Raw genomic sequence first — 20,869 nt, forward strand, 5'->3', positions numbered from 1 at the left:
TGCTGAAGCGTCTCGTTTTTGTACTCTCAAGATTTAAGTAACTGTACAACTTTAGCCCATCAATCGATTTAATCGAGTTGGTTTTTGTACTCTCAAGATTTAAGTAACTGTACAACATCTTCCAAATCAACGGCAAGAATTTTGTTGTTTTTGTACTCTCAAGATTTAAGTAACTGTACAACTATCTGTTAAGAAACTAGCCTATCTGGACGGTTTTTGTACTCTCAAGATTTAAGTAACTGTACAACCGTTGCTTGAAAGTCTAGAACCAGATGATAGTTTTTGTACTCTCAAGATTTAAGTAACTGTACAACAATTCACAGATGGTCTTAACGCTGCCAAAGGTTTTTGTACTCTCAAGATTTAAGTAACTGTACAACCTGATTCTTATTCTGCAACGAAAGCCAAGTGTTTTTGTACTCTCAAGATTTAAGTAACTGTACAACACAACCAGCTCAGACAAGAAATCCAATCCTGTTTTTGTACTCTCAAGATTTAAGTAACTGTACAACGAATGACAAAATCATAGTACGAACCATTGGTTTTTGTACTCTCAAGATTTAAGTAACTGTACAACGTGAAATGGTTTCAAACCAATTCATTAAATGTTTTTGTACTCTCAAGATTTAAGTAACTGTACAACATGAGCGTACTTTTGAGCGCGCATGGATACGTTTTTGTACTCTCAAGATTTAAGTAACTGTACAACCCTGTCTTTGTGTTCCCTGAGTAGGTATCGGTTTTTGTACTCTCAAGATTTAAGTAACTGTACAACAAGGTCACAAGATGCTGATTGCTGGTCCGTGTTTTTGTACTCTCAAGATTTAAGTAACTGTACAACTAGTAATCTCTTTCTTTTTACCATGAAAATGTTTTTGTACTCTCAAGATTTAAGTAACTGTACAACAAGAGACAGAAGTATGGCTTTCTTGTTTTGGTTTTTGTACTCTCAAGATTTAAGTAACTGTACAACATTCTCATTCCGATGTCTGTACTCTTGCCTGTTTTTGTACTCTCAAGATTTAAGTAACTGTACAACACCTCATGCTTGAAGATGGCCGATTGGCTGAAAAAGAAAGTTTCAACATCGAGCCTGACGGATTGATCACTACAAAATAATTTTTTAAAAATAGAAAGGAAATTTTCTAAAATATTGTTCGAATTGTAACCGCAGGCTCAGGCTTGCGGGCTTTTTTGTTTGCAACAATAAAAGCAGTGACGGAAATCACTGCTTATCAGCTGTAGCAAATTCATAAAGTTTTTCTGCTGTGAGAAGTGCCATTTTGTCCATGCTTGTTTTTCCTTTTCTGAGGTCAGAAACGGTAGTCCATGGCACACCGGCACCTTGTGAAATATCAGATGTAGAAATAGAACTATTAAGTAATTCTTGAATAACTTTTCTCATATTTTTCTTTACCTCAATTTTTATCTTAATCATATTATATAACGGAGAACCGAGATGTCAAGCGTTTTGATAAATTATTTCTAAATATTTTCGCCCCAAACTTGCCCCCAAAAACTTATTTTTTTATATTTTTTAATAGTTTTTCTTTTTTTAAAAACCATGAATAACAACAAACCAGAAAGACTGATATATATTATTATGTTTGCAGGGGGCATATAAACAGTGTAAAAAACCGCTCTGCTGAGCGGTTTTCGTCTATTCTTACCTTTTGCTACAATACCCACGTACGGATAGCATGGGCGACGCCGGATTCATCATTTGTTTTGGTGATGTATTTGGCGATTTTTTTGAGTTCTGGATTTCCATTTTCCATGACTACAGGATTTCCAACGACTTCCAGCATGGCACGGTCATTTTCTTCGTCCCCGATCGCCATGGTTTCATCTGTGGTCAATCCTAGTTTTTCAGCTAGATGGGTAATAGCTGAACCCTTGTCTACATTCTTTTTAAGGAGTTCGAGGTAGAAGGGAGCTGATTTGTTGATAGAGTAGCGCTCGTAAAATTCTGCTGGAATTTTTTCAATCGCAGCATCGAGAATCTCAGGTTCATCGATAAACATACACTTGACGATTTCCTTGCCAGCCATTTCTTCAGGTGTGCGGTAGAAAATAGGCATGCTGACGAGGGTTGATTCGTGCACCGTGTATTTTCCGATATTGCGATTGGCAGTATAGATACCGTCCTTGGTAATGGCGTGCATGTGGACACCGAGCTTGCGACTGAGGAATTCCATATCCAGATAATCCTCATAGGTCAAGGATTCGCTGATAATCTCATGGCCAGTAGCAGTCTCTTGGACAAGGGCACCGTTGAAGGTCACAACATAGTCACCCTCGTCTCTCAACTGTAAGTCGTCCAGAAGTTTGGCAACGCCTGCGATAGGTCGGCCCGTTGCAATGACGACCTTGACGCCAGCTTGTTTGGCATCTTGGATGGCAGAAAAGACTTGAGGAGTGATTTCCTTTTTACTGTTAACCAGGGTACCATCGATATCGACGGCGATTAGTTTAATACTCATATATTTCCTCTATTCGTTCTTATTTGGGGTAAAATGATCGTTCTCAATCAAGTGTAAAAATTGCTGGGTAATGCTTGCGAAGATGCTGTTTTGGTCCAACATTTCTTTTGGGAAATAGAAACGATTATCTCCGTGGCGACTGCCAGCAAGGGATTGGACGATAGGAGACAGGCTAGAGAGTTCCGCCAGTTCACCATTTTTTTGTAAAATTTCAATCTGAGTCCGTGGATTTTCAGATTCGGGACGATAGATATCATAAGGGAGGTCAAAGTTCTTATGAATAGCTGTGTAGTAGTCTGGATCAAAACCGATTTCTTCAACCAGTTGTCTCATGGTTGCGAGTTGGTCTTGGTCTTCTTGTGAAAAGGTAATGGATTTAAAGACCTTGCGGTTGACAAAACGTTGCGACAAGTCTGCGAGAATCTTATCAGGACTGGTCATCCAAAGCTGGAAGTAGGTATTCATCACGCCATCATCCAGAGCCAGATAGTCAGACAAGGTCACATTTTTTTCAAAGAAAGGAAGGAGATGTGGAGAAGTTCGTGAAAAGAAGTCCTTGTCCTCAGGATAGAGTTCTTTGGCGCGCTTGAGAAGATTCTGTAGGAGAACTTCCATGGCGCGTGTTGCTGGGTGGAAATAAACCTGCATATACATCTGGTAGCGACTGAGAACATAGTCTTCGATGGCGTGCATACCGTTGCGCTGAAAGGCGATGCCATTTTCGATAGGTCGAATGACCCGGAGAATTCGAGTCAGGTCAAATTCCCCATAAGATGCTCCTGTAAAATAGGAGTCGCGCAAGAGATAGTCCATACGGTCTGCATCAATCTGACTGGAAATGAGCTGTACGACCTGCTTGTTAGGATAGGTATGGTCGATGACACTGGCTACCTTTTCCGGAAAATCGGGTGCTACTTGAAGCAGGACTTGGTGAATCTCTGTCTCAGGACTTTGGATGATTTCCTGAGTAATGGCCTCATGATCTGTATCAAAGAGATTTTCGAAAGTATGGGAGTAGGCACCATGCCCGAGGTCATGAAGGAGCGCAGCAGTCATGGTCAAGAGAGACTCAGTAGGATCCCATTCTTCAGGATATTTTTCTTCAAAAATCTCCGTGATACGACGAGCGATCTCATAGACTCCCAAACAGTGGGAAAAGCGACTGTGCTCCCCACCATGGAAGGTATAGCTGGAAGTCCCTAGCTGTTTGATACGACGCAGACGTTGAAATTCTTTTGTATTGATCAAGTCGTATATGACCTGATTGTTTACATGGATGTAGTTGTGAACTGGGTCACGGAATACTTTTTCGTTCATATGACCATTATAGCAAAATCCTGCTCTTTTTGGTAAAATAGTAGGACAAGAGACAAGAAAGAGGATTTGATGTGAAGATTCGGATGCGAAATAGGATTCAGTTTGATGAACAATTGGAAGTCATTGACCAACTCTATGACGTGGAGGTGCATGAAAAGGGAGATTATCGTTATTTGCTTTTCTATAATGAGGAAAAGGAAAAAGTGGTTCTCAAGTTTCATGAAGAAGAACTAGTGATGACCCGTTTCTCGAGTCCCAAAACCATCATGCGTTTTCTAAAGGATAGTGATAGTTTAGCCTATATTCCGACTCCGATGGGGATGCAGGAGTTTATCATTCAAACAAGTCACTACAAACTGGATGGGCAAAAGATTGAGCTCGCCTATCAACTGCAAAACCAAGAGGGACACCACTTTGCAAGCTATCAATTAGAAATTACTTGGGGATAAGAAAAAGGTTGGCGGAAGCCAACCTTATTTGATATAGAGTTCTTGATTTTTTAGGACAATTTCACGAACACTTGCGAATTTCTTGAGTTTTTTAAGGTCTTCTGGATGGGTTACGAGAGTGATAACATAGCCCTCTTTGCCCATGCGACCTGTACGGCCAGCACGGTGGGTATAGGTTTCCATGTCTCTAGGGACGTCGAAGTTGACAACACATTCTAGGCTATCAATATCAATCCCACGTGCCAAAAGGTCAGTTGCAAGGAGCAGGGTTAGCTGCTTGTCTTTGAACTTTTCTAAGATGACTTTTCGAAATTTAACATTGACATCGCTAGCGAGGGAAACAGCCAAGATATCCCGATACTGTAGCTTTTCTTCTGCACCTCCAAGGTCTGACAAACTATTAAAGAAGACCAGACCACGAAAATCCTCTACATGAGCCAGTTTTCGTAGCATATCCACACGATGGCGTTGGTCCACCTGCATGTAGAAGTGTTGGATGTTGTCCAACTTTTGGTCAGAAAGGTCGATGGTGCGCGTGTTTGGAGCAATCTTCTCTTGGTCAAACTTAGTCGTCGCACTCATGTAGATGAGTTGGTGGTCACGAGGTGCGTAGTGAGTGATTTTCTCGACAAAGTGAATCTGAGAATGATCGAGCAATTGGTCAAATTCATCCAGAATGATGGTTTCCACATTCATCATCTTGATTTTTTTCAATTTAATCAACTCAAAGATACGGCCAGGAGTTCCGATGAGAATTTCTGGTCCTTTTTTGAGGCGTTCAATCTGGCGTTTCTGACTTGAGCCTGATAGGAAGAGCTGAGCAGTCAAGCCGATAGCTTCAGCCCACGTTTTACATACGTCAAAAATCTGTCCAGCTAGTTCTGTATTTGGCGCTAGAATCAAGAGTTGTTGGGCTTTTTTCTTTTGTAGTCTGAGAAGACTTGGCAGGAGGTAAGCTAGCGTCTTACCAGTTCCTGTTGGGCTCACTCCCAGTAGGTTTTCTCCAGCAAGGATGGGTTCAAATAGTTGAGTTTGAATGGGGGTAAATTCTTGGAAACCGAGCTGGTCGCTCAATTTCTGCCATTCAGTCGGTAGTTTGGTTTTCATTTTTCTGCCTCAAATCTAATGCCAGCAGTCTGGCGAATGGTATAGAGTAAATCATGAACAGAGCCTGCATCATCCAGCCAGTTCTGGTAAAGTGTCTGGTCTGGTTGCTGGATCATGTGTGCAAATGCTGCAACTTCCTCAGTCATCGTATGAGGAGCCTGTTGGATAGGGAGTTGAACTTGATTTCCTCGGTGGTCGGTAAAAATAGCTGAGCGGACATGCTCAATCGTGTTAAGGGTCAAGGTACCATCTGCTGTATAAATCTCGCAAGGAAGATTGGAAGTGATGTTTTTTCCAGCCTTGATATGAACTTGAAAGTCAGGGTAGAAGAGGATACCATCGCCATTTAGGTCAATGCTATTGTCAAGCTGTTGAGCCTGATAAGTCGCGTCCTGAGCCTTTCCAAAGAGGCGAATAGCAGCATAGAGAGGATAAATCCCCAAATCCATAAGTGCTCCACCAGCAAAACGATCTGAAAAGACATTTGGCGTCTGCCCAGCCAACAAGTCCGGCATCTTGGAAGAATACTTGGCATAGTTGAAATCAGCTCCCAATACTTGCTTGTCTGCTAAAAAGTTTTTGATAGTAGTAAAAGATTCCTCGTGGTAATTACGAGCTGCCTCAAAGATAAAACAGTGGTTTTTCTCAGCTGTTTGTTTCAAATCTAGCCATTCTTGTGGCTGGGTGACAGCTGGCTTTTCAAGAATGACATGCTTGCCAAAAGACAAGGCAGTCTTGGCTTGAACAAAATGCAAGGAGTTTGGACTGGCGATATAAATCACATCAAAGGAAGACTTAAAGAAGTCTTCTAATTGATCAAAGAGTTGGATATCTTGATAACGAGAAGCAAAGGTTGCGGCAGTTTCTAACTTTCTAGAGTAGACAGCAACCAGCTGGTATTGGCCACTGGTATGGGCTGCTTCTATGAAATGATGGCTGATAGCGCCTGTTCCGATAACACCTAATTTCAGCATAGATACTCCTTTTCCGACTTTAAATCTTTCCTTCATTATAACATAGAAAAGAAGGACTATCCAACAGATGGTAAAAATTTTCAAATGGACTACGCTTTTCTTAAAGAAAGTGGTACAATATTGAAATGACTAAATGAAACTGAAATGGGAGAGAAAATGAGATTATTACCAATAAGAAAAATATCTCGTCAGTCTAAAAGACTAGCGCTTTTTTTGACCTTTTGTGCAGGATATGTCGATGCCTATACCTTCATCGTGCGAGGGAATACCCTAGTAGCAGGCCAAACAGGGAATGTGGTTTTTCTATCAGTTGAATTAATCCAAGACAATGTTTCAGATGTTAGGGACAAGGTCCTCACTTTACTAGCTTTCATGATGGGGGTCTTTTTACTAACAGTTTATAAGGAAAAATTGAGAATTGTGAAAAAGCCAATTTTGTCCCTGATACCACTTGCAGTCCTGTCCCTAATTATTGGCTTTGTACCGCAAACAGTTGATAATATCTATCTAGTTCCACCTTTAGCCTTTTGTATGGGCTTGGTGACAACAGCCTTTGGAGAAGTGTCAGGAATTGCCTATAACAATGCCTTTATGACAGGGAATATTAAACGAACCATGTTGGCTTTTGGGGATTATTTCCGGACCAAGCATACGCCATTTCTACGAGAGGGCTTGATTTTTGTTAGCTTACTTAGTAGTTTTGTCTTTGGAGTTGTCTTTTCAGCTTATTTGACGATTTACTATCAGGAGAAGACCATTCTAGGTATTCCTATTATGATGTGTATCTTTTACCTTAGTATGCTTTTTGCTTCTTGGAGGAAAAAAGGGAAAGAAAAAGCTTAATTTTGATTGATTTCGCTTGTAAGAAAAAAGAAGATATGCTATACTTGAAGAGTTGACTATGCACAGTCCTGTGCAACCGCACGAACATCGTTGCTCGTCGTATAACAAATTTAAACTTCGTCATTATCGCCTTGCCTAACACAAGTTATGTAATCGGCGTAATTCCTAGTTTACTCTTTGTTATACTTAGAGCTCATATACTAAGTGGTTCGTCCCACGATGCTAGGCGAGTCTTCACAAAATACGGGGAAACCCAAAAAATCATAGGAGGTGCATAATGAGCACATACGCAATTATCAAAACTGGCGGAAAACAAGTTAAAGTTGAAGTTGGTCAAGCAGTTTACGTTGAAAAATTGAACGTTGAAGCTGGTCAAGAAGTTACTTTTAACGAAGTTGTTCTTGTTGGTGGTGAAAACACTGTTGTCGGAACTCCACTTGTTGCTGGAGCTACTGTAGTTGGAACTGTTGAAAAACAAGGAAAACAAAAGAAAGTTGTTACTTACAAGTACAAACCTAAAAAAGGTAGCCACCGTAAACAAGGTCACCGTCAACCATATACAAAAGTTGTCATCAACGCAATCAACGCTTAATTTTAAGGAGAACACATGATACAGGCAGTCTTTGAGAGAGCCGAAGATGGCGAGCTGAGGAGTGCGGAAATTACTGGACACGCCGAGAGTGGCGAATACGGCTTAGATGTCGTGTGTGCATCGGTTTCTACGCTTGCCATTAACTTTATCAATTCTATTGAGAAATTTGCAGGCTATGAACCAATCCTAGAATTAAACGAAGATGAAGGTGGCTATCTGATGGTGGAAATACCAAAAGATCTTCCTTCTCACCAGAGAGAAATGACGCAGTTATTCTTCGAATCATTTTTCTTGGGTATGGCAAACTTATCGGAGGACTCATCTGAGTTCGTCCAAACCAGAGTTATCACAGAAAACTAACACGGAGGAAAACATTATGTTAAAAATGACTCTTAACAACTTGCAACTTTTCGCCCACAAAAAAGGTGGAGGTTCTACATCAAACGGACGTGATTCACAAGCGAAACGTCTTGGAGCTAAAGCAGCTGACGGACAAACTGTAACAGGTGGATCAATCCTTTACCGTCAACGTGGTACACACATCTATCCAGGTGTAAACGTTGGACGTGGTGGAGACGATACTTTGTTCGCTAAAGTTGAAGGCGTAGTACGCTTTGAACGTAAAGGTCGCGATAAAAAACAAGTTTCTGTTTACCCAATCGCTAAATAAAAAGGTCCAGTGAACCTTTTTATCCCGAGCCTTGAAATGAAAAGGCGAGGAAGCTAGAAGTAGCATAAAATAAGGCTTTCCGAGTTTTCGGAGAGCCTATTTTTTGTTTTGGTACCCACGCTGATACCCATATTTTTTAAGTCTTGTGTAGTTGGATTTTATCATGGATATTCTTTTTCCTTTGTGGAAAACTTCTGAATTATGGTATAATGAACAGATAGAGAAGTTGGGGGTAGAAGATGAATATTCAACAATTACGCTATGTTGTGGCTATTGCCAACAGTGGTACTTTCCGTGAAGCTGCTGAAAAGATGTATGTCAGTCAGCCCAGTCTGTCAATTTCTGTACGCGATTTGGAAAAAGAGCTGGGGTTTAAGATTTTCCGTCGGACGAGTTCGGGGACTTTCTTGACCCGTCGTGGTATGGAATTTTATGAGAAAGCGCAGGAATTGGTCAAAGGATTTGATGTTTTTCAAAATCAATATGCCAATCCTGAAGAAGAAAAAGATGAATTCTCTATTGCTAGCCAGCACTATGACTTCTTGCCACCAACCATTACGGCTTTTTCAGAGCGCTATCCTGACTACAAGAATTTCCGTATTTTTGAGTCTACTACAGTTCAAATCTTAGATGAAGTAGCTCAGGGGCACAGTGAGATTGGGATTATCTACCTCAACAATCAAAATCAAAAGGGAATTCTACAACGAGTTGAAAAGTTAGGTCTCGAAGTCATTGATCTGATTCCTTTTCATACCCACATCTATCTGCGTGAAGGGCATCCTTTGGCGGAAAAAGAAGAACTGGTCATGGAGGATTTAGCTGACTTACCAACAGTTCGTTTCACTCAAGAAAAGGACGAGTATCTTTACTATTCAGAGAACTTTGTCGATACCAGCGCTAGCTCCCAGATGTTCAATGTGACCGACCGTGCTACTTTGAATGGTATTTTGGAGCGGACAGATGCCTATGCGACTGGATCTGGATTTTTAGATAGTGACAGTGTTAATGGGATTACAGTCATTCGTCTCAAGGACAATCTAGATAACCGCATGGTCTATGTCAAACGGGAAGAAGTGGAGCTTAGCCAAGCTGGGACACTTTTCGTTGAGGTTATGCAAGAATATTTTGATCAGAAGAGGAAATCATGAAAAAAAGAGGAATAGTGGCAGTGATTGTACTGCTCTTAATTGCACTGGATCAGTGGGTTAAAGCCTATGTCATCCAACAGATACCTTTGGGAGAGGTCCGGTCTTGGATACCCAATCTTGTTAGCTTGACCTACCTGCAGAATAGAGGAGCAGCCTTCTCTATGTTACAAGACCAGCAGTGGTTTTTTGCTATCATTACCTTGGTTGTCATGGCAGGTGCCCTATGGTATCTACATAAGCACATGGAGGACTCTCTCTGGATGGTTTTTGGACTGACTCTGATTATCGCGGGAGGTCTAGGCAACTTTATTGACAGAATGAGTCAAGGTTTTGTCGTGGATATGTTTCACCTAGACTTTATCAACTTTGCGATTTTCAACGTGGCTGACAGCTATTTGACAGTTGGTGTCATCGTTTTATTGATTGCAATGCTGAAAGAGGAAGTAAATGGAAATTAAAATTGAAAGAGGCGGACTCCGCTTAGACAAGGCTCTGTCAGATTTGACAGAATTGTCACGCAGTCTCGCTAATGAACAAATCAAAGTAGGACAAGTTTTGGTTAATGGGCAAGCCAAGAAAGCAAAATACACTGTCCAAGAGGGGGATATCGTCACCTACCATGTGCCAGAACCAGAAGTTTTGGAGTATGTTGCCGAGGACCTTCCTCTGGAAATTATCTACCAAGATGAGGACGTCGCCGTTGTCAACAAACCACAGGGTATGGTGGTTCATCCCAGCGCCGGTCATACCAGTGGAACCTTGGTCAATGCCCTCATGTACCATATAAAAGACTTGTCAGGTATCAATGGGGTTCTCCGCCCAGGAATCGTTCACCGCATTGACAAGGACACGTCTGGTCTCCTCATGATTGCGAAAAATGATGAGGCCCACTTAGCACTTGCCCAAGAACTCAAGGACAAGAAGTCTCTCCGCAAATACTGGGCAATTGTTCACGGCAATCTTCCCAATGATCGTGGTGTCATTGAAGCGCCGATTGGTCGTAGTGAAAAAGATCGTAAGAAACAGGCAGTGACTGCTAAAGGGAAGCCAGCAGTGACTCGTTTTCAAGTCTTGGAACGCTTTGGAGATTATAGTTTGCTAGAGTTGCAACTGGAAACAGGGCGTACCCACCAAATCCGTGTTCATATGGCTTATATTGGCCATCCAGTCGCTGGTGATGAAGTCTATGGTCCTCGTAAGACTTTGAAAGGACATGGACAATTTCTCCATGCCAAGACTCTAGGCTTTACCCATCCGAGAACAGGTGAAACCTTGGAATTTACAGCAGATATTCCAGAGATTTTTAAGGAAACGCTGGAAAGATTGCGGAAAGCTGAGAATAGATAAAAGAGTTGAGATGACTGTCTCAACCTTTTTATTTCAAGTCTTTTCTATTTTAAAGCATTCATGTTATAATGGATAAATATGAAGAATCGGAGTGAGAATATGAAGTACAAACGAATCGTCTTTAAGGTAGGGACATCTTCCTTAACAAATGAAGACGGGAGTTTATCAAGAAGTAAAGTAAAGGTAATTACCCAGCAATTGGCTATGTTGCATGAAGCTGGACATGAGTTGATTTTGGTGTCATCTGGGGCAGTAGCGGCAGGGTTTGGAGCTTTGGGCTTTAAAAAACGGCCGACCAAGATTGCAGATAAGCAGGCTTCGGCTGCAGTAGGACAAGGTTTGCTCCTAGAAGAATACACAATCAACCTCCTCATGCGTCAAATCGTCTCTGCGCAAATCTTGCTGACTCAGGATGATTTTGTAGATAAACGTCGTTATAAGAACGCCCATCAGGCCTTGTCTGTATTGCTTCATCGGGGTGCCATTCCTATCATCAACGAGAATGACAGTGTCGTTATTGATGAGCTCAAGGTGGGGGACAATGATACCCTGAGTGCTCAGGTAGCGGCTATGGTGCAAGCAGACCTTTTGGTTCTCTTGACGGATGTAGACGGTCTCTATACTGGAAATCCCAACTCAGATCCAAGAGCTAAACGTCTTGAGAAAATCGAGACCATCAATCGTGAGATTATTGATATGGCTGGTGGAGCAGGTTCGTCTAATGGGACAGGTGGGATGTTGACTAAGATCAAGGCGGCTACGATCGCAACGGAGTCAGGGGTACCAGTCTATATTTGCTCGTCCCTGAAATCAGATGCCCTGATTGAGGCAGCGGACGAGACCAAGGATGGTTCTTTCTTTGTTGCGCAAGAGAAAGGCCTTCGTACCCAGAAACAATGGTTGGCTTTTTATGCTCAAAGTCAAGGAACGATTTGGGTAGATGGTGGAGCTGCAGAAGCACTTTCAAAAAACAGAAAAAGTCTCCTTTTATCAGGTGTGGTAGAAGTGGAAGGGAACTTCTCTTACCATGATATTGTCACAGTAGCAGATAAAGAAACAGGTCAATCTCTTGGAAAGGGACGTGTTCAATTTGGTGTCTCAGCCCTAGAAGATATGCTCCGTTCTCAAAAAGCTAAGGGAGTCTTGATTCACCGTGATGACTGGATTTCCATCACTCCTGAAATCCAGCTGCTCTTTACAGAATTTTAGAGGTGAAAAATGGTAAGGACACAAGAACAATTTGAACAAGTACAGGCTGTTAAAAAGTCAATCAACACTGCTAGTGAAACAGTGAAAAACCAGGCCTTGCTAGCTATGGCTGATCACTTATTGGCAGCTACTGAGGAGATTCTAGCGGCCAATGCCCTTGATATGGCAGCAGCCAAGGGGAAAATTTCAGATGTCATGCTGGATCGTCTTTATTTGGATGCGGGACGTATAGAAGCGATGGCAGCTGGTATTCGTGAAGTGGTTACATTACCAGATCCCATTGGTGAAGTCCTAGAGACAAGTCATCTTGATAATGGCTTGCTTATTACCAAGAAACGTGTGGCTATGGGGGTTATCGGTATTATCTATGAAAGCCGTCCAAATGTGACGTCTGATGCGGCTGCCTTGGCTCTCAAGAGTGGCAATGCGGTTGTTCTTCGTAGTGGCAAGGACGCCTACCAAACAGCCCATGCTATTGTCACAGCCTTGAAGAAGGGCTTGGAGACGACTACTATTCACCCAGATGTGATTCAACTAGTAGAAGATACCAGTCGAGAAAGTAGCTATGCCATGATGAAGGCTAAGGGTTATCTAGACCTTCTTATTCCTCGTGGAGGTGCTGGTTTGATCAATGCTGTGGTTGAAAATGCTATCGTACCCGTTATCGAGACAGGAACTGGAATTGTCCATGTCTATGTAGATAAGGATGCAGACGAAGACAAGGCTCTATCGATCATCAACAATGCTAAAACTAGTCGTCCTTCTGTCTGCAATGCTATGGAGGTTTTGCTGGTTCATGAAGACAAGGCAGCAAGCTTCCTTCCTCGCTTGGAGCAAGTGCTGGTTGCAGATCGAAAAGAAGCTGGACTGGAACCAATTCAATTCCGTCTGGATAGCAAAGCAAGTCAGTTTGTTTCAGGTCGAGTAGCCGAGGTCCAAGACTTTGATACCGAATTTTTAGATTATATCCTAGCGGTTAAGGTTGTGAGCAGTTTAGAAGAAGCGGTTGCGCATATTGAAGCTCACAGTACCCATCATTCGGATGCCATTGTGACGGAAAATGCTGAAGTTGCAGCTTTCTTTACAGAGCAAGTGGACTCTGCCGCGGTTTATGTCAATGCCTCAACGCGTTTCACTGATGGTGGGCAGTTTGGTCTTGGATGTGAGATGGGAATTTCTACTCAGAAACTGCATGCGCGTGGGCCTATGGGCTTGAAAGAGTTGACCAGCTACAAGTATGTGGTTACTGGTGACGGACAGATAAGGGAGTAAGAGATGAAGATTGGATTTATCGGTTTGGGAAATATGGGAGCTAGCTTGGCTAAGGCTGTTTTCCAGGCTAAGACGGGTGCTCAGATTCTCCTTGCCAATCGCAGTCAAGCAAAAGTAGATGCTTTCATCGCCAATTTTGGCGGTCAGGCTTCCAGCAATGAGGAAATTTTTGCAGAAGCAGATGTGATTTTTCTAGGAGTTAAGCCTGCTCAGTTTTCTGAACTGCTTGCTCAATATCAGACCATCCTTGAAAAGCGGGAGAGTCTTCTTTTGATTTCCATGGCGGCTGGATTGACCTTGGAAAAACTAGCGAGTCTTCTGCCAAGTCACCACCGAATCATTCGCATCATGCCCAATACTCCAGTAGCTATCGGCCAAGGAGTGATTAGTTATGCCATGTCAGCAAACTGTCTTGCTGAGGACGGTGAACTCTTTTGTCAGTTATTGGCCAAGGCTGGTCTCTTGGTTGAACTGGCTGATGGCTTAATCGACGCTGCGACAGGTCTTGCAGGTTGTGGGCCGGCCTTTGTCTATCTTTTTATCGAGGCTTTGGCAGATGCGGGTGTACAGACAGGATTGCCAAGAGAAATGGCCTTGAAAATGGCAGCCCAAACAGTAGTCGGCGCTGGGCAAATGGTCCTCGAAAGTCAACAACATCCTGGAGTATTGAAAGACCAAGTTTGCAGTCCAGGAGGTTCGACTATCGCGGGTGTAGCAAGTCTGGAAGAACATGCCTTTAGAGGTACAGTCATGGACGCAGTTCATCAAGCTTATAAACGAACACAAGAACTAGGTAATTAAGAGGTTGGATAACTCCCAACCTCTTTTATGGTCGATTGAATAGAGAAGAAACAAAAAGATTGTCACAAAAACCTATTTTTTTGATAGAATAGAAGGTAGAAAAAAAGAAATGAGTTAGACATGTCAAAAGGATTTTTAGTCTCTCTTGAGGGACCAGAGGGAGCAGGAAAGACCAGCGTTTTAGAGGCTCTGCTCCCAATTTTAGAGGAAAAAGGAGTAGAGGTGCTGACGACCCGTGAGCCAGGTGGAGTCTTGATTGGGGAGAAGATTCGTCAAGTGATTTTGGACCCAAGTCATACACAGATGGATCCTAAAACAGAGCTCCTTCTCTATATCGCAAGTCGCAGACAGCACTTGGTGGAAAAAGTTCTCCCTGCTCTTGAAGCTGGTAAGTTGGTCATTATGGACCGCTTCATCGATAGTTCCGTTGCTTATCAGGGATTTGGCCGTGGATTGGATATTGATGCCATTGATTGGCTCAATCACTTTGCGACAGATGGCCTCAAACCCGACTTGACACTCTATTTTGACATTGAGGTGGAAGAAGGACTGGCTCGCATTGCTGCTAATAGTGATCGGGAGGTCAATCGTTTGGACTTGGAAGGCTTGGATTTGCACAAGAAAGTCCGTCAAGGCTACCTTTCTCTTCTGGACAAAGAAGGAAATCGCATGGTCAAGATTGATGCGAGTCTTCCTTTGGAGCAAGTTGTGGAAACGACCAAGGCTGTCTTATTTGACAGAATGGGCTTGGCTAAATGAAACAAGAACAACTAAAAGCTTGGCAGCCAGACCAGTTTGACCGCTTTGTCCGTATCCTAGAACAAGATCAGCTCAATCATGCCTATCTTTTTTCAGGATTCTTTGGAAGCTTGGAAATGGCGCAGTTTTTGGCTAAGAGCCTCTTTTGTACGGATAAAGTAGGCGTTTTACCATGTGAGAAATGCCGAAACTGCAAGCTGATTGAACAGGAAGAATTTCCCGATGTTACTTTAATCAAGCCAGTCAATCAGGTCATCAAGACAGAACGGATTCGGGAATTGGTGGCTCAGTTTTCCCAAGCAGGGATTGAAAGCCAGCAACAGGTCTTTATTATCGAGCAGGCGGAAAAAATGCATCCCAACGCAGCCAACTCTCTGCTCAAGGTCATCGAAGAACCCCAGAGTGAAGTTTACATTTTCTTCTTGACCAGCGATGAGGAAAAAATCTTGCCGACAATCCGTAGTCGGACCCAGATTTTCAACTTTAAAAAGCAAGAAGAAAAGCTCATCCATCAATTAGAACAAGCAGGTCTGGTCAAGAAAAAAGCGACTCTCTTAGCCCAGTTCTGTCAATCACGAGCTGAAGCTGAAAAGTTGGTCAATCAGGCAAGTTTTTGGACCTTGGTTGATGAGAGCGAACGACTGCTGACTTGGTTAGTAGCCAAGAAAAAAGAGAGTTATTTGCAAGTTGCGAAATTAGCCAGCTTGGCAGATGACAAGGAAAAACAAGATCAGGTCTTGCGAATCCTCGAAGTCCTCTGTGGTCAGGATCTCTTGCAAGCAAGAATACGACAGATTTTACAAAATTTGCTAGAAGCTAGAAAAATGTGGCTAGCTAATGTCAGCTTTCAAAATGCCATGGAATATCTGGTCTTGAAAGAAATATAAACTAAATGAAGGATAAAGAAAGGAAAGGGCTGGTTTATGGACAAGAAAGAATTATTTGATGCGCTGGACGATTTTTCCCAACAGTTATTGGTGACCTTGGCCGATGTGGAAGCCATCAAGAAAAATCTCAAGAGCTTGGTAGAAGAAAATACAGCTCTTCGTTTAGAAAATAGTAAGTTGCGCGAACGCTTAGGTGAGGTGGAAGCAGATGCTCCCGTCAAGGCCAAGCATGTTCGTGAAAGCGTCCGTCGAATCTATAAGGACGGGTTTCACGTATGTAATGATTTTTACGGACAACGCCGAGAGCAGGACGAGGAATGTATGTTCTGTGACGAGTTGTTGTACAGGGAGTAGGCATGCAGATTCAAAAAAGTTTTAAGGGACAATCTCCCTATGGCAAGCTTTACCTAGTAGCAACGCCGATTGGCAATCTAGATGACATGACCTTTCGTGCCATTCAGACCTTGAAAGAAGTGGACTGGATTGCAGCTGAGGACACGCGCAATACAGGACTTTTGCTCAAGCATTTTGACATTTCGACCAAGCAGATCAGTTTTCACGAGCACAATGCCAAGGAAAAAATTCCTGATTTGATTGATTTTCTGAAGGCGGGACAAAGTATTGCTCAGGTTTCTGATGCAGGTTTGCCTAGCATCTCGGATCCTGGTCACGATTTAGTCAAGGCAGCCATCGAAGAAGAGATTGTAGTTGTCACAGTTCCAGGCGCCTCTGCAGGTATTTCTGCCTTGATTGCTAGCGGATTGGCGCCACAGCCACATATCTTTTATGGCTTTTTACCAAGAAAATCAGGCCAGCAAAAGCAATTTTTCGACTTGAAAAAAGATTATCCAGAAACTCAGATTTTCTATGAATCGCCCCACCGTGTAGCAGATACCCTGGAAAATATGCTAGCAGTTTACGGAAATCGCTCGGTAGTCTTGGTCAGAGAATTGACTAAAATCTATGAAGAATACCAACGAGGCACCATTTCTGAGTTATTAGAAAGCATAGCTGAAACGCCGCTCAAGGGCGAGTGCCTTCTCATCGTTGAAGGTGCCAGTCAGGATGTGGAGGAAAAGGACGAGGAGGACTTGTTCTTAGAAATCAAAGCACGTATCCAGCAAGGAATGAAGAAAAATCAAGCCATTAAGGAAGTTGCGAAACACTACCAGTGGAATAAAAGCCAGCTCTACGCTGCCTACCACGATTGGGAAGACAATCTAGAAAATGACTAAACAGGGAAGTTTGCCTTCTTCCCTTTTTTTGTTATACTAGTAAAAGAAAAATTAGAAAGATTTGTGGGTGTCAAACAATCCAGGGGCTTGTTTGGATATGGACTGAGGTTCCACCCAAAGAGGTATTAGTGTCGTGTCTCAATCTTATATCAATGTTATCGGAGCAGGTTTAGCGGGGTCTGAAGCTGCCTACCAAATCGCAGAACGTGGTATTCCAGTTAAACTCTATGAAATGCGTGGGGTCAAATCAACGCCCCAGCACAAAACAGACAATTTTGCTGAGTTGGTTTGTTCCAATTCCTTGCGTGGAGATGCTCTGACCAATGCTGTTGGGCTTCTCAAGGAAGAAATGCGTCGTTTGGGTTCTGTTATCTTGGAATCTGCTGAGGCAACACGAGTTCCTGCTGGTGGAGCTCTTGCAGTGGACCGTGACGGTTTCTCCCAAATGGTGACCGAAAAAGTAGCCAACCACCCTCTGATTGAAGTAGTCCGTGATGAAATTACAGAATTGCCGTCAGATGTTATTACGGTTGTCGCTACTGGTCCTTTGACTAGTGATACCCTAGCTGAAAAGATTCATGCTCTTAATGGCGGAGACGGTTTTTATTTCTATGATGCTGCAGCACCTATCATCGATGTCAACACCATTGATATGAGCAAGGTCTATCTCAAGTCTCGATACGATAAGGGAGAAGCAGCCTATCTCAACGCTCCCATGACCAAGCAAGAATTTATGGATTTCCATGAAGCCTTGGTCAATGCGGAGGAAGCTCCGCTCAATTCTTTTGAAAAAGAAAAGTACTTTGAAGGTTGTATGCCTATCGAAGCCATGGCAAAACGTGGCATTAAAACCATGCTTTATGGTCCTATGAAACCAGTCGGTCTGAAGTATCCAGATGACTACACAGGACCTCGTGATGGGGAGTTCAAAACACCGTATGCTGTTGTCCAGCTTCGTCAAGACAATGCTGCGGGTAGTCTCTACAATATCGTTGGTTTCCAGACCCACCTCAAATGGGGAGAACAAAAACGTGTCTTCCAAATGATTCCAGGTCTTGAAAATGCGGAGTTTGTTCGTTATGGTGTTATGCACCGCAATTCTTACATGGATTCACCTAATCTCCTTGAACAGACTTACCGTTCTAAGAAACAGCCCAACCTCTTCTTTGCTGGTCAGATGACGGGTGTGGAAGGCTATGTTGAGTCAGCAGCTTCAGGATTGGTTGCTGGGATAAATGCTGCTCGTCTCTTCAAGGGTGAAAGTGAAGCTATCTTCCCAGAGACCACAGCGATCGGAAGTCTTGCTCATTACATCACTCACGCTGATAGCAAACATTTCCAACCGATGAATGTCAATTTTGGGATTATCAAGGAATTGGATGGCGAGCGTATCCGTGATAAGAAGGCTCGTTATGAAAAAATTGCAGAGCGTGCTCTTACCGACTTAGAGGAATTTTTAACTGTCTAATTTTTTTCAAAGAATTGCTCATGATACTATAAAAATCTTAGAAATTGTGATAAAATAGGTAGGATAAAAAAAGGAGAGTAAAAATGGCGAACCCTAAGTATAAACGTATTTTAATCAAGTTATCAGGTGAAGCCCTTGCTGGTGAACGTGGCGTAGGGATTGATATCCAAACAGTTCAAAAAATTGCAAAAGAGATTCAAGAAGTTCATAGTCTAGGGATCGAAATTGCCCTTGTTATTGGTGGAGGAAATCTCTGGCGTGGAGAACCTGCTGCAGAAGCAGGAATGGACCGTGTTCAGGCAGATTACACTGGAATGCTTGGGACTGTTATGAATGCTCTTGTAATGGCAGATTCATTGCAACAAGTTGGCGTCGATACGCGTGTGCAAACTGCCATTGCTATGCAACAAGTTGCAGAACCTTATGTACGTGGACGTGCCCTTCGCCACCTTGAAAAAGGCCGTATTGTTATCTTTGGTGCTGGGATTGGTTCACCTTACTTCTCAACCGATACAACAGCGGCCCTTCGTGCAGCTGAAATCGAAGCAGATGCCATCCTTATGGCTAAAAATGGCGTAGATGGTGTTTACAATGCCGATCCTAAGAAAGACAAGACTGCTGTTAAGTTTGAAGAATTGACCCACCGTGATGTTATCAATAAAGGTCTTCGTATCATGGACTCAACTGCTTCAACCCTCTCTATGGACAACGACATTGACTTGGTTGTCTTTAACATGAACCAACCAGGCAACATCAAACGTGTCGTATTTGGTGAAAATATCGGAACAACAGTTTCAAACAATATCGAAGAAAAGGAATAAGAAAATTATGGCTAATGCAATTGTAGAAAAAGCTAAAGAGAGAATGACCCAGTCTCACCAATCACTTGCTCGTGAATTCGGTGGTATCCGCGCCGGTCGTGCCAACGCAAGCTTACTAGACCGTATCCACGTAGAATACTATGGAGTCGAAACTCCTCTTAACCAAATCGCTTCAATTACCATTCCAGAAGCGCGTGTCTTGTTGGTAACGCCATTTGACAAGTCTTCATTGAAAGACATCGAACGTGCCTTGAACGCTTCTGATCTTGGTATTACACCAGCTAATGACGGCTCTGTGATCCGCTTGGTTATCCCTGCTCTTACAGAAGAGACTCGTCGTGACCTTGCTAAAGAAGTGAAGAAGGTCGGTGAAAATGCTAAAGTGGCTGTTCGCAACATCCGCCGCGACGCTATGGATGAAGCAAAGAAACAAGAAAAAGCAAAAGAAATCACTGAAGACGAATTGAAAACTCTTGAAAAAGATATTCAAAAAGTAACAGACGACGCTGTGAAACACATCGACGACATGACTGCCAATAAAGAAAAAGAAATCTTGGAAGTCTAAAAATAAACAGAAAAACTCAGTTGGCATTGCTGGCTGAGTTTTATTCGAAAGAAGGAAATATGAATACAAATCTTGCAAGTTTTATCGTTGGACTCATCATCGATGAAAATGACCGTTTTTACTTTGTGCAAAAGGATGGTCAGACCTATGCTCTTGCCAAGGAAGAAGGTCAACATACAGTAGGGGATACGGTCAAAGGTTTTGCCTATACAGATATGAAGCAAAAACTCCGCTTGACCACTCTAGAAGTGACTGCCACTCAGGACCAATTTGGCTGGGGAACCGTAACGGAAGTTCGTAAGGACTTGGGTGTTTTTGTTGATACCGGTCTACCTGATAAGGAAATCGTTGTGTCACTCGATATCCTCCCTGAGCTCAAAGAACTTTGGCCTAAGAAGGGTGACAAACTCTACATCCGCCTTGAAGTGGACAAGAAAGACCGAATATGGGGACTCTTGGCTTATCAAGAAGACTTCCAACGTCTGGCTCGTCCTGCCTACAACAACATGCAGAACCAAAACTGGCCAGCCATTGTTTACCGCCTCAAGCTATCAGGAACTTTTGTATACCTACCAGAGAATAACATGCTTGGTTTTATCCATCCCAGCGAACGTTACGCAGAGCCACGTTTGGGGCAAGTGTTAGATGCGCGTGTCATCGGTTTCCGTGAAGTGGACCGTACCTTGAACCTATCCCTCAAACCACGTTCCTTTGAAATGTTGGAAAATGATGCTCAGATGATTTTGACCTACTTGGAAAGCAATGGCGGTTTCATGACCTTAAATGATAAGTCATCTCCTGATGACATCAAGGCAACCTTTGGCATTTCTAAAGGTCAGTTCAAGAAAGCGCTCGGTGGCTTGATGAAGGCTGGCAAAATCAAGCAAGACCATTTTGGGACAGAGTTGATTTAGGTCTTATA

General features: G+C 42.8%; 24 protein-coding genes, 1 CRISPR repeat array and 1 other annotated feature (1 of these 26 cut by a window edge). Of the genes, 19 read left to right on the plus strand and 5 right to left on the minus strand.

Features of this window, described 5'->3' with window-relative positions; genetic code table 11:
• Positions 1-1,039: direct repeats of the CRISPR family, unit length 36 nt; unit sequence GTTTTTGTACTCTCAAGATTTAAGTAACTGTACAAC; it begins 2,100 nt to the left of the window's first position.
• Positions 1,040-1,225: 186 nt separating this feature from the next.
• The 3 genes from HMPREF8571_RS06035 to HMPREF8571_RS06045 all read right to left on the minus strand — a co-directional run bounded on the left by HMPREF8571_RS06035 (position 1,226) and on the right by HMPREF8571_RS06045 (position 3,800).
• Positions 1,226-1,405, minus strand: a complete 180-nt coding sequence (locus tag HMPREF8571_RS06035; RefSeq protein ID WP_001233349.1) for a hypothetical protein — start codon at positions 1,403-1,405, stop codon at positions 1,226-1,228.
• Positions 1,406-1,676: 271 nt separating this feature from the next.
• Positions 1,677-2,483, minus strand: coding sequence for a sugar-phosphatase (yidA, locus tag HMPREF8571_RS06040; RefSeq protein ID WP_000023496.1), 807 nt, complete (start codon positions 2,481-2,483; stop codon positions 1,677-1,679).
• 9 nt (positions 2,484-2,492) lie between these two features.
• Positions 2,493-3,800: an HD domain-containing protein gene (locus tag HMPREF8571_RS06045; protein WP_001003531.1), complete on the minus strand. Its 1,308-nt coding sequence runs from the start codon at positions 3,798-3,800 to the stop codon at positions 2,493-2,495.
• Between the two features lie 71 nt (positions 3,801-3,871).
• On the opposite strand from HMPREF8571_RS06045, the gene HMPREF8571_RS06050 reads away from it, so the two are divergent.
• Positions 3,872-4,249, plus strand: coding sequence for a DUF1934 domain-containing protein (locus HMPREF8571_RS06050; protein ID WP_141553700.1), 378 nt, complete (start codon positions 3,872-3,874; stop codon positions 4,247-4,249).
• A gap of 24 nt (positions 4,250-4,273) precedes the next feature.
• On the opposite strand, the gene HMPREF8571_RS06055 is transcribed toward HMPREF8571_RS06050, so the two are convergent.
• Positions 4,274-5,356 carry a DEAD/DEAH box helicase gene (locus HMPREF8571_RS06055; RefSeq protein WP_000850599.1) on the minus strand — a complete coding sequence of 361 codons (1,083 nt, stop codon included), beginning with the start codon at positions 5,354-5,356 and terminating at the stop codon, positions 4,274-4,276.
• Complete coding sequence (locus HMPREF8571_RS06060) at positions 5,353-6,330, minus strand: Gfo/Idh/MocA family protein (protein WP_000915910.1); 978 nt, start codon at positions 6,328-6,330, stop codon at positions 5,353-5,355. Before HMPREF8571_RS06060 ends, HMPREF8571_RS06055 begins: the two co-directional genes overlap by 4 nt.
• A 144-nt stretch (positions 6,331-6,474) precedes the next feature.
• Here HMPREF8571_RS06060 and HMPREF8571_RS06065 point away from each other — a divergent pair, with 144 nt between their 5' ends.
• The 18 genes from HMPREF8571_RS06065 to cvfB all read left to right on the plus strand — a co-directional run bounded on the left by HMPREF8571_RS06065 (position 6,475) and on the right by cvfB (position 20,861).
• Entirely contained in the window at positions 6,475-7,173 is a 699-nt protein-coding gene (locus tag HMPREF8571_RS06065) for a YoaK family protein (RefSeq protein ID WP_004240011.1), read from the plus strand.
• 64 nt (positions 7,174-7,237) lie between these two features.
• Positions 7,238-7,417 (plus strand) — a sequence feature (ribosomal protein L21 leader region).
• A 33-nt stretch (positions 7,418-7,450) separates the two neighbouring features.
• Positions 7,451-7,765 (plus strand): 50S ribosomal protein L21, encoded by a 315-nt coding sequence (rplU, locus tag HMPREF8571_RS06070; RefSeq protein WP_000109141.1) that lies wholly within the window; start codon positions 7,451-7,453, stop codon positions 7,763-7,765.
• A 15-nt stretch (positions 7,766-7,780) separates the two neighbouring features.
• On the plus strand, positions 7,781-8,125 hold the full coding sequence (locus tag HMPREF8571_RS06075; RefSeq protein ID WP_000613698.1) for a ribosomal-processing cysteine protease Prp: 345 nt from the start codon (positions 7,781-7,783) through the stop codon (positions 8,123-8,125).
• A gap of 16 nt (positions 8,126-8,141) precedes the next feature.
• A complete protein-coding gene (gene rpmA, locus HMPREF8571_RS06080; protein ID WP_000916509.1) occupies positions 8,142-8,435 on the plus strand; it encodes a 50S ribosomal protein L27 in 294 nt (97 codons plus the stop codon).
• A 239-nt stretch (positions 8,436-8,674) separates the two neighbouring features.
• Entirely contained in the window at positions 8,675-9,583 is a 909-nt protein-coding gene (locus HMPREF8571_RS06085; RefSeq protein ID WP_001025720.1) for a LysR family transcriptional regulator, read from the plus strand.
• Entirely contained in the window at positions 9,580-10,041 is a 462-nt protein-coding gene (lspA, locus tag HMPREF8571_RS06090) for a signal peptidase II (protein WP_000745677.1), read from the plus strand. The genes HMPREF8571_RS06085 and lspA overlap by 4 nt, the downstream gene beginning before the upstream one ends.
• Positions 10,031-10,930 (plus strand): RluA family pseudouridine synthase, encoded by a 900-nt coding sequence (locus HMPREF8571_RS06095; protein WP_000403182.1) that lies wholly within the window; start codon positions 10,031-10,033, stop codon positions 10,928-10,930. The genes lspA and HMPREF8571_RS06095 overlap by 11 nt, the downstream gene beginning before the upstream one ends.
• A gap of 99 nt (positions 10,931-11,029) precedes the next feature.
• Complete coding sequence (proB, locus tag HMPREF8571_RS06100) at positions 11,030-12,139, plus strand: glutamate 5-kinase (RefSeq protein ID WP_000875759.1); 1,110 nt, start codon at positions 11,030-11,032, stop codon at positions 12,137-12,139.
• Positions 12,140-12,148: 9 nt separating this feature from the next.
• Positions 12,149-13,411, plus strand: coding sequence for a glutamate-5-semialdehyde dehydrogenase (locus HMPREF8571_RS06105; protein WP_000252664.1), 1,263 nt, complete (start codon positions 12,149-12,151; stop codon positions 13,409-13,411).
• 3 nt (positions 13,412-13,414) lie between these two features.
• Positions 13,415-14,212, plus strand: a complete 798-nt coding sequence (proC, locus tag HMPREF8571_RS06110) for a pyrroline-5-carboxylate reductase (RefSeq protein ID WP_000689666.1) — start codon at positions 13,415-13,417, stop codon at positions 14,210-14,212.
• A 120-nt stretch (positions 14,213-14,332) separates the two neighbouring features.
• Positions 14,333-14,971, plus strand: coding sequence for a dTMP kinase (tmk, locus tag HMPREF8571_RS06115; RefSeq protein ID WP_000033377.1), 639 nt, complete (start codon positions 14,333-14,335; stop codon positions 14,969-14,971).
• The gene (locus HMPREF8571_RS06120; protein ID WP_000808201.1) at positions 14,968-15,858 is read left to right on the plus strand and encodes a DNA polymerase III subunit delta'; all 891 of its coding nucleotides are present in this window, start codon (positions 14,968-14,970) and stop codon (positions 15,856-15,858) included. The genes tmk and HMPREF8571_RS06120 overlap by 4 nt, the downstream gene beginning before the upstream one ends.
• 36 nt (positions 15,859-15,894) lie before the next feature.
• Entirely contained in the window at positions 15,895-16,212 is a 318-nt protein-coding gene (yabA, locus tag HMPREF8571_RS06125) for a DNA replication initiation control protein YabA (protein WP_000358227.1), read from the plus strand.
• A gap of 2 nt (positions 16,213-16,214) precedes the next feature.
• Positions 16,215-17,093 carry a 16S rRNA (cytidine(1402)-2'-O)-methyltransferase gene (rsmI, locus tag HMPREF8571_RS06130; protein ID WP_001166863.1) on the plus strand — a complete coding sequence of 293 codons (879 nt, stop codon included), beginning with the start codon at positions 16,215-16,217 and terminating at the stop codon, positions 17,091-17,093.
• 133 nt (positions 17,094-17,226) lie between these two features.
• Positions 17,227-18,561, plus strand: coding sequence for a methylenetetrahydrofolate--tRNA-(uracil(54)-C(5))-methyltransferase (FADH(2)-oxidizing) TrmFO (trmFO, locus tag HMPREF8571_RS06135; protein WP_000083694.1), 1,335 nt, complete (start codon positions 17,227-17,229; stop codon positions 18,559-18,561).
• 83 nt (positions 18,562-18,644) lie between these two features.
• On the plus strand, positions 18,645-19,382 hold the full coding sequence (gene pyrH, locus HMPREF8571_RS06140; protein WP_000002989.1) for a UMP kinase: 738 nt from the start codon (positions 18,645-18,647) through the stop codon (positions 19,380-19,382).
• A gap of 7 nt (positions 19,383-19,389) precedes the next feature.
• The gene (frr, locus tag HMPREF8571_RS06145; protein WP_001262235.1) at positions 19,390-19,947 is read left to right on the plus strand and encodes a ribosome recycling factor; all 558 of its coding nucleotides are present in this window, start codon (positions 19,390-19,392) and stop codon (positions 19,945-19,947) included.
• Between the two features lie 59 nt (positions 19,948-20,006).
• Positions 20,007-20,861 carry an RNA-binding virulence regulatory protein CvfB gene (gene cvfB / locus HMPREF8571_RS06150; RefSeq protein ID WP_001095455.1) on the plus strand — a complete coding sequence of 285 codons (855 nt, stop codon included), beginning with the start codon at positions 20,007-20,009 and terminating at the stop codon, positions 20,859-20,861.
• The last annotated feature ends 8 nt before the right edge of the window (positions 20,862-20,869 follow it).

Origin of the sequence: Streptococcus mitis ATCC 6249, from assembly GCF_000146585.1 — a bacterium.
Classification (GTDB): Bacteria; Bacillota; Bacilli; order Lactobacillales; family Streptococcaceae; genus Streptococcus; species Streptococcus mitis_AZ.

Excerpts from the sequence above, each read along its gene's own strand:
- HMPREF8571_RS06035 (WP_001233349.1), bottom strand. The coding sequence starts at position 1,405 with ATGAGAAAAGTTATTCAAGAATTACTTAATAGTTCTATTTCTACATCT.
- yidA (WP_000023496.1), bottom strand. The coding sequence starts at position 2,483 with ATGAGTATTAAACTAATCGCCGTCGATATCGATGGTACCCTGGTTAAC.
- HMPREF8571_RS06045 (WP_001003531.1), bottom strand. The coding sequence starts at position 3,800 with ATGAACGAAAAAGTATTCCGTGACCCAGTTCACAACTACATCCATGTA.
- HMPREF8571_RS06055 (WP_000850599.1), bottom strand. The coding sequence starts at position 5,356 with ATGAAAACCAAACTACCGACTGAATGGCAGAAATTGAGCGACCAGCTC.
- HMPREF8571_RS06060 (WP_000915910.1), bottom strand. The coding sequence starts at position 6,330 with ATGCTGAAATTAGGTGTTATCGGAACAGGCGCTATCAGCCATCATTTC.
- HMPREF8571_RS06065 (WP_004240011.1), top strand. The coding sequence starts at position 6,475 with ATGGGAGAGAAAATGAGATTATTACCAATAAGAAAAATATCTCGTCAG.
- rplU (WP_000109141.1), top strand. The coding sequence starts at position 7,451 with ATGAGCACATACGCAATTATCAAAACTGGCGGAAAACAAGTTAAAGTT.
- HMPREF8571_RS06075 (WP_000613698.1), top strand. The coding sequence starts at position 7,781 with ATGATACAGGCAGTCTTTGAGAGAGCCGAAGATGGCGAGCTGAGGAGT.
- rpmA (WP_000916509.1), top strand. The coding sequence starts at position 8,142 with ATGTTAAAAATGACTCTTAACAACTTGCAACTTTTCGCCCACAAAAAA.
- HMPREF8571_RS06085 (WP_001025720.1), top strand. The coding sequence starts at position 8,675 with ATGAATATTCAACAATTACGCTATGTTGTGGCTATTGCCAACAGTGGT.
- lspA (WP_000745677.1), top strand. The coding sequence starts at position 9,580 with ATGAAAAAAAGAGGAATAGTGGCAGTGATTGTACTGCTCTTAATTGCA.
- HMPREF8571_RS06095 (WP_000403182.1), top strand. The coding sequence starts at position 10,031 with ATGGAAATTAAAATTGAAAGAGGCGGACTCCGCTTAGACAAGGCTCTG.
- proB (WP_000875759.1), top strand. The coding sequence starts at position 11,030 with ATGAAGTACAAACGAATCGTCTTTAAGGTAGGGACATCTTCCTTAACA.
- HMPREF8571_RS06105 (WP_000252664.1), top strand. The coding sequence starts at position 12,149 with ATGGTAAGGACACAAGAACAATTTGAACAAGTACAGGCTGTTAAAAAG.
- proC (WP_000689666.1), top strand. The coding sequence starts at position 13,415 with ATGAAGATTGGATTTATCGGTTTGGGAAATATGGGAGCTAGCTTGGCT.
- tmk (WP_000033377.1), top strand. The coding sequence starts at position 14,333 with ATGTCAAAAGGATTTTTAGTCTCTCTTGAGGGACCAGAGGGAGCAGGA.
- HMPREF8571_RS06120 (WP_000808201.1), top strand. The coding sequence starts at position 14,968 with ATGAAACAAGAACAACTAAAAGCTTGGCAGCCAGACCAGTTTGACCGC.
- yabA (WP_000358227.1), top strand. The coding sequence starts at position 15,895 with ATGGACAAGAAAGAATTATTTGATGCGCTGGACGATTTTTCCCAACAG.
- rsmI (WP_001166863.1), top strand. The coding sequence starts at position 16,215 with ATGCAGATTCAAAAAAGTTTTAAGGGACAATCTCCCTATGGCAAGCTT.
- pyrH (WP_000002989.1), top strand. The coding sequence starts at position 18,645 with ATGGCGAACCCTAAGTATAAACGTATTTTAATCAAGTTATCAGGTGAA.
- frr (WP_001262235.1), top strand. The coding sequence starts at position 19,390 with ATGGCTAATGCAATTGTAGAAAAAGCTAAAGAGAGAATGACCCAGTCT.
- cvfB (WP_001095455.1), top strand. The coding sequence starts at position 20,007 with ATGAATACAAATCTTGCAAGTTTTATCGTTGGACTCATCATCGATGAA.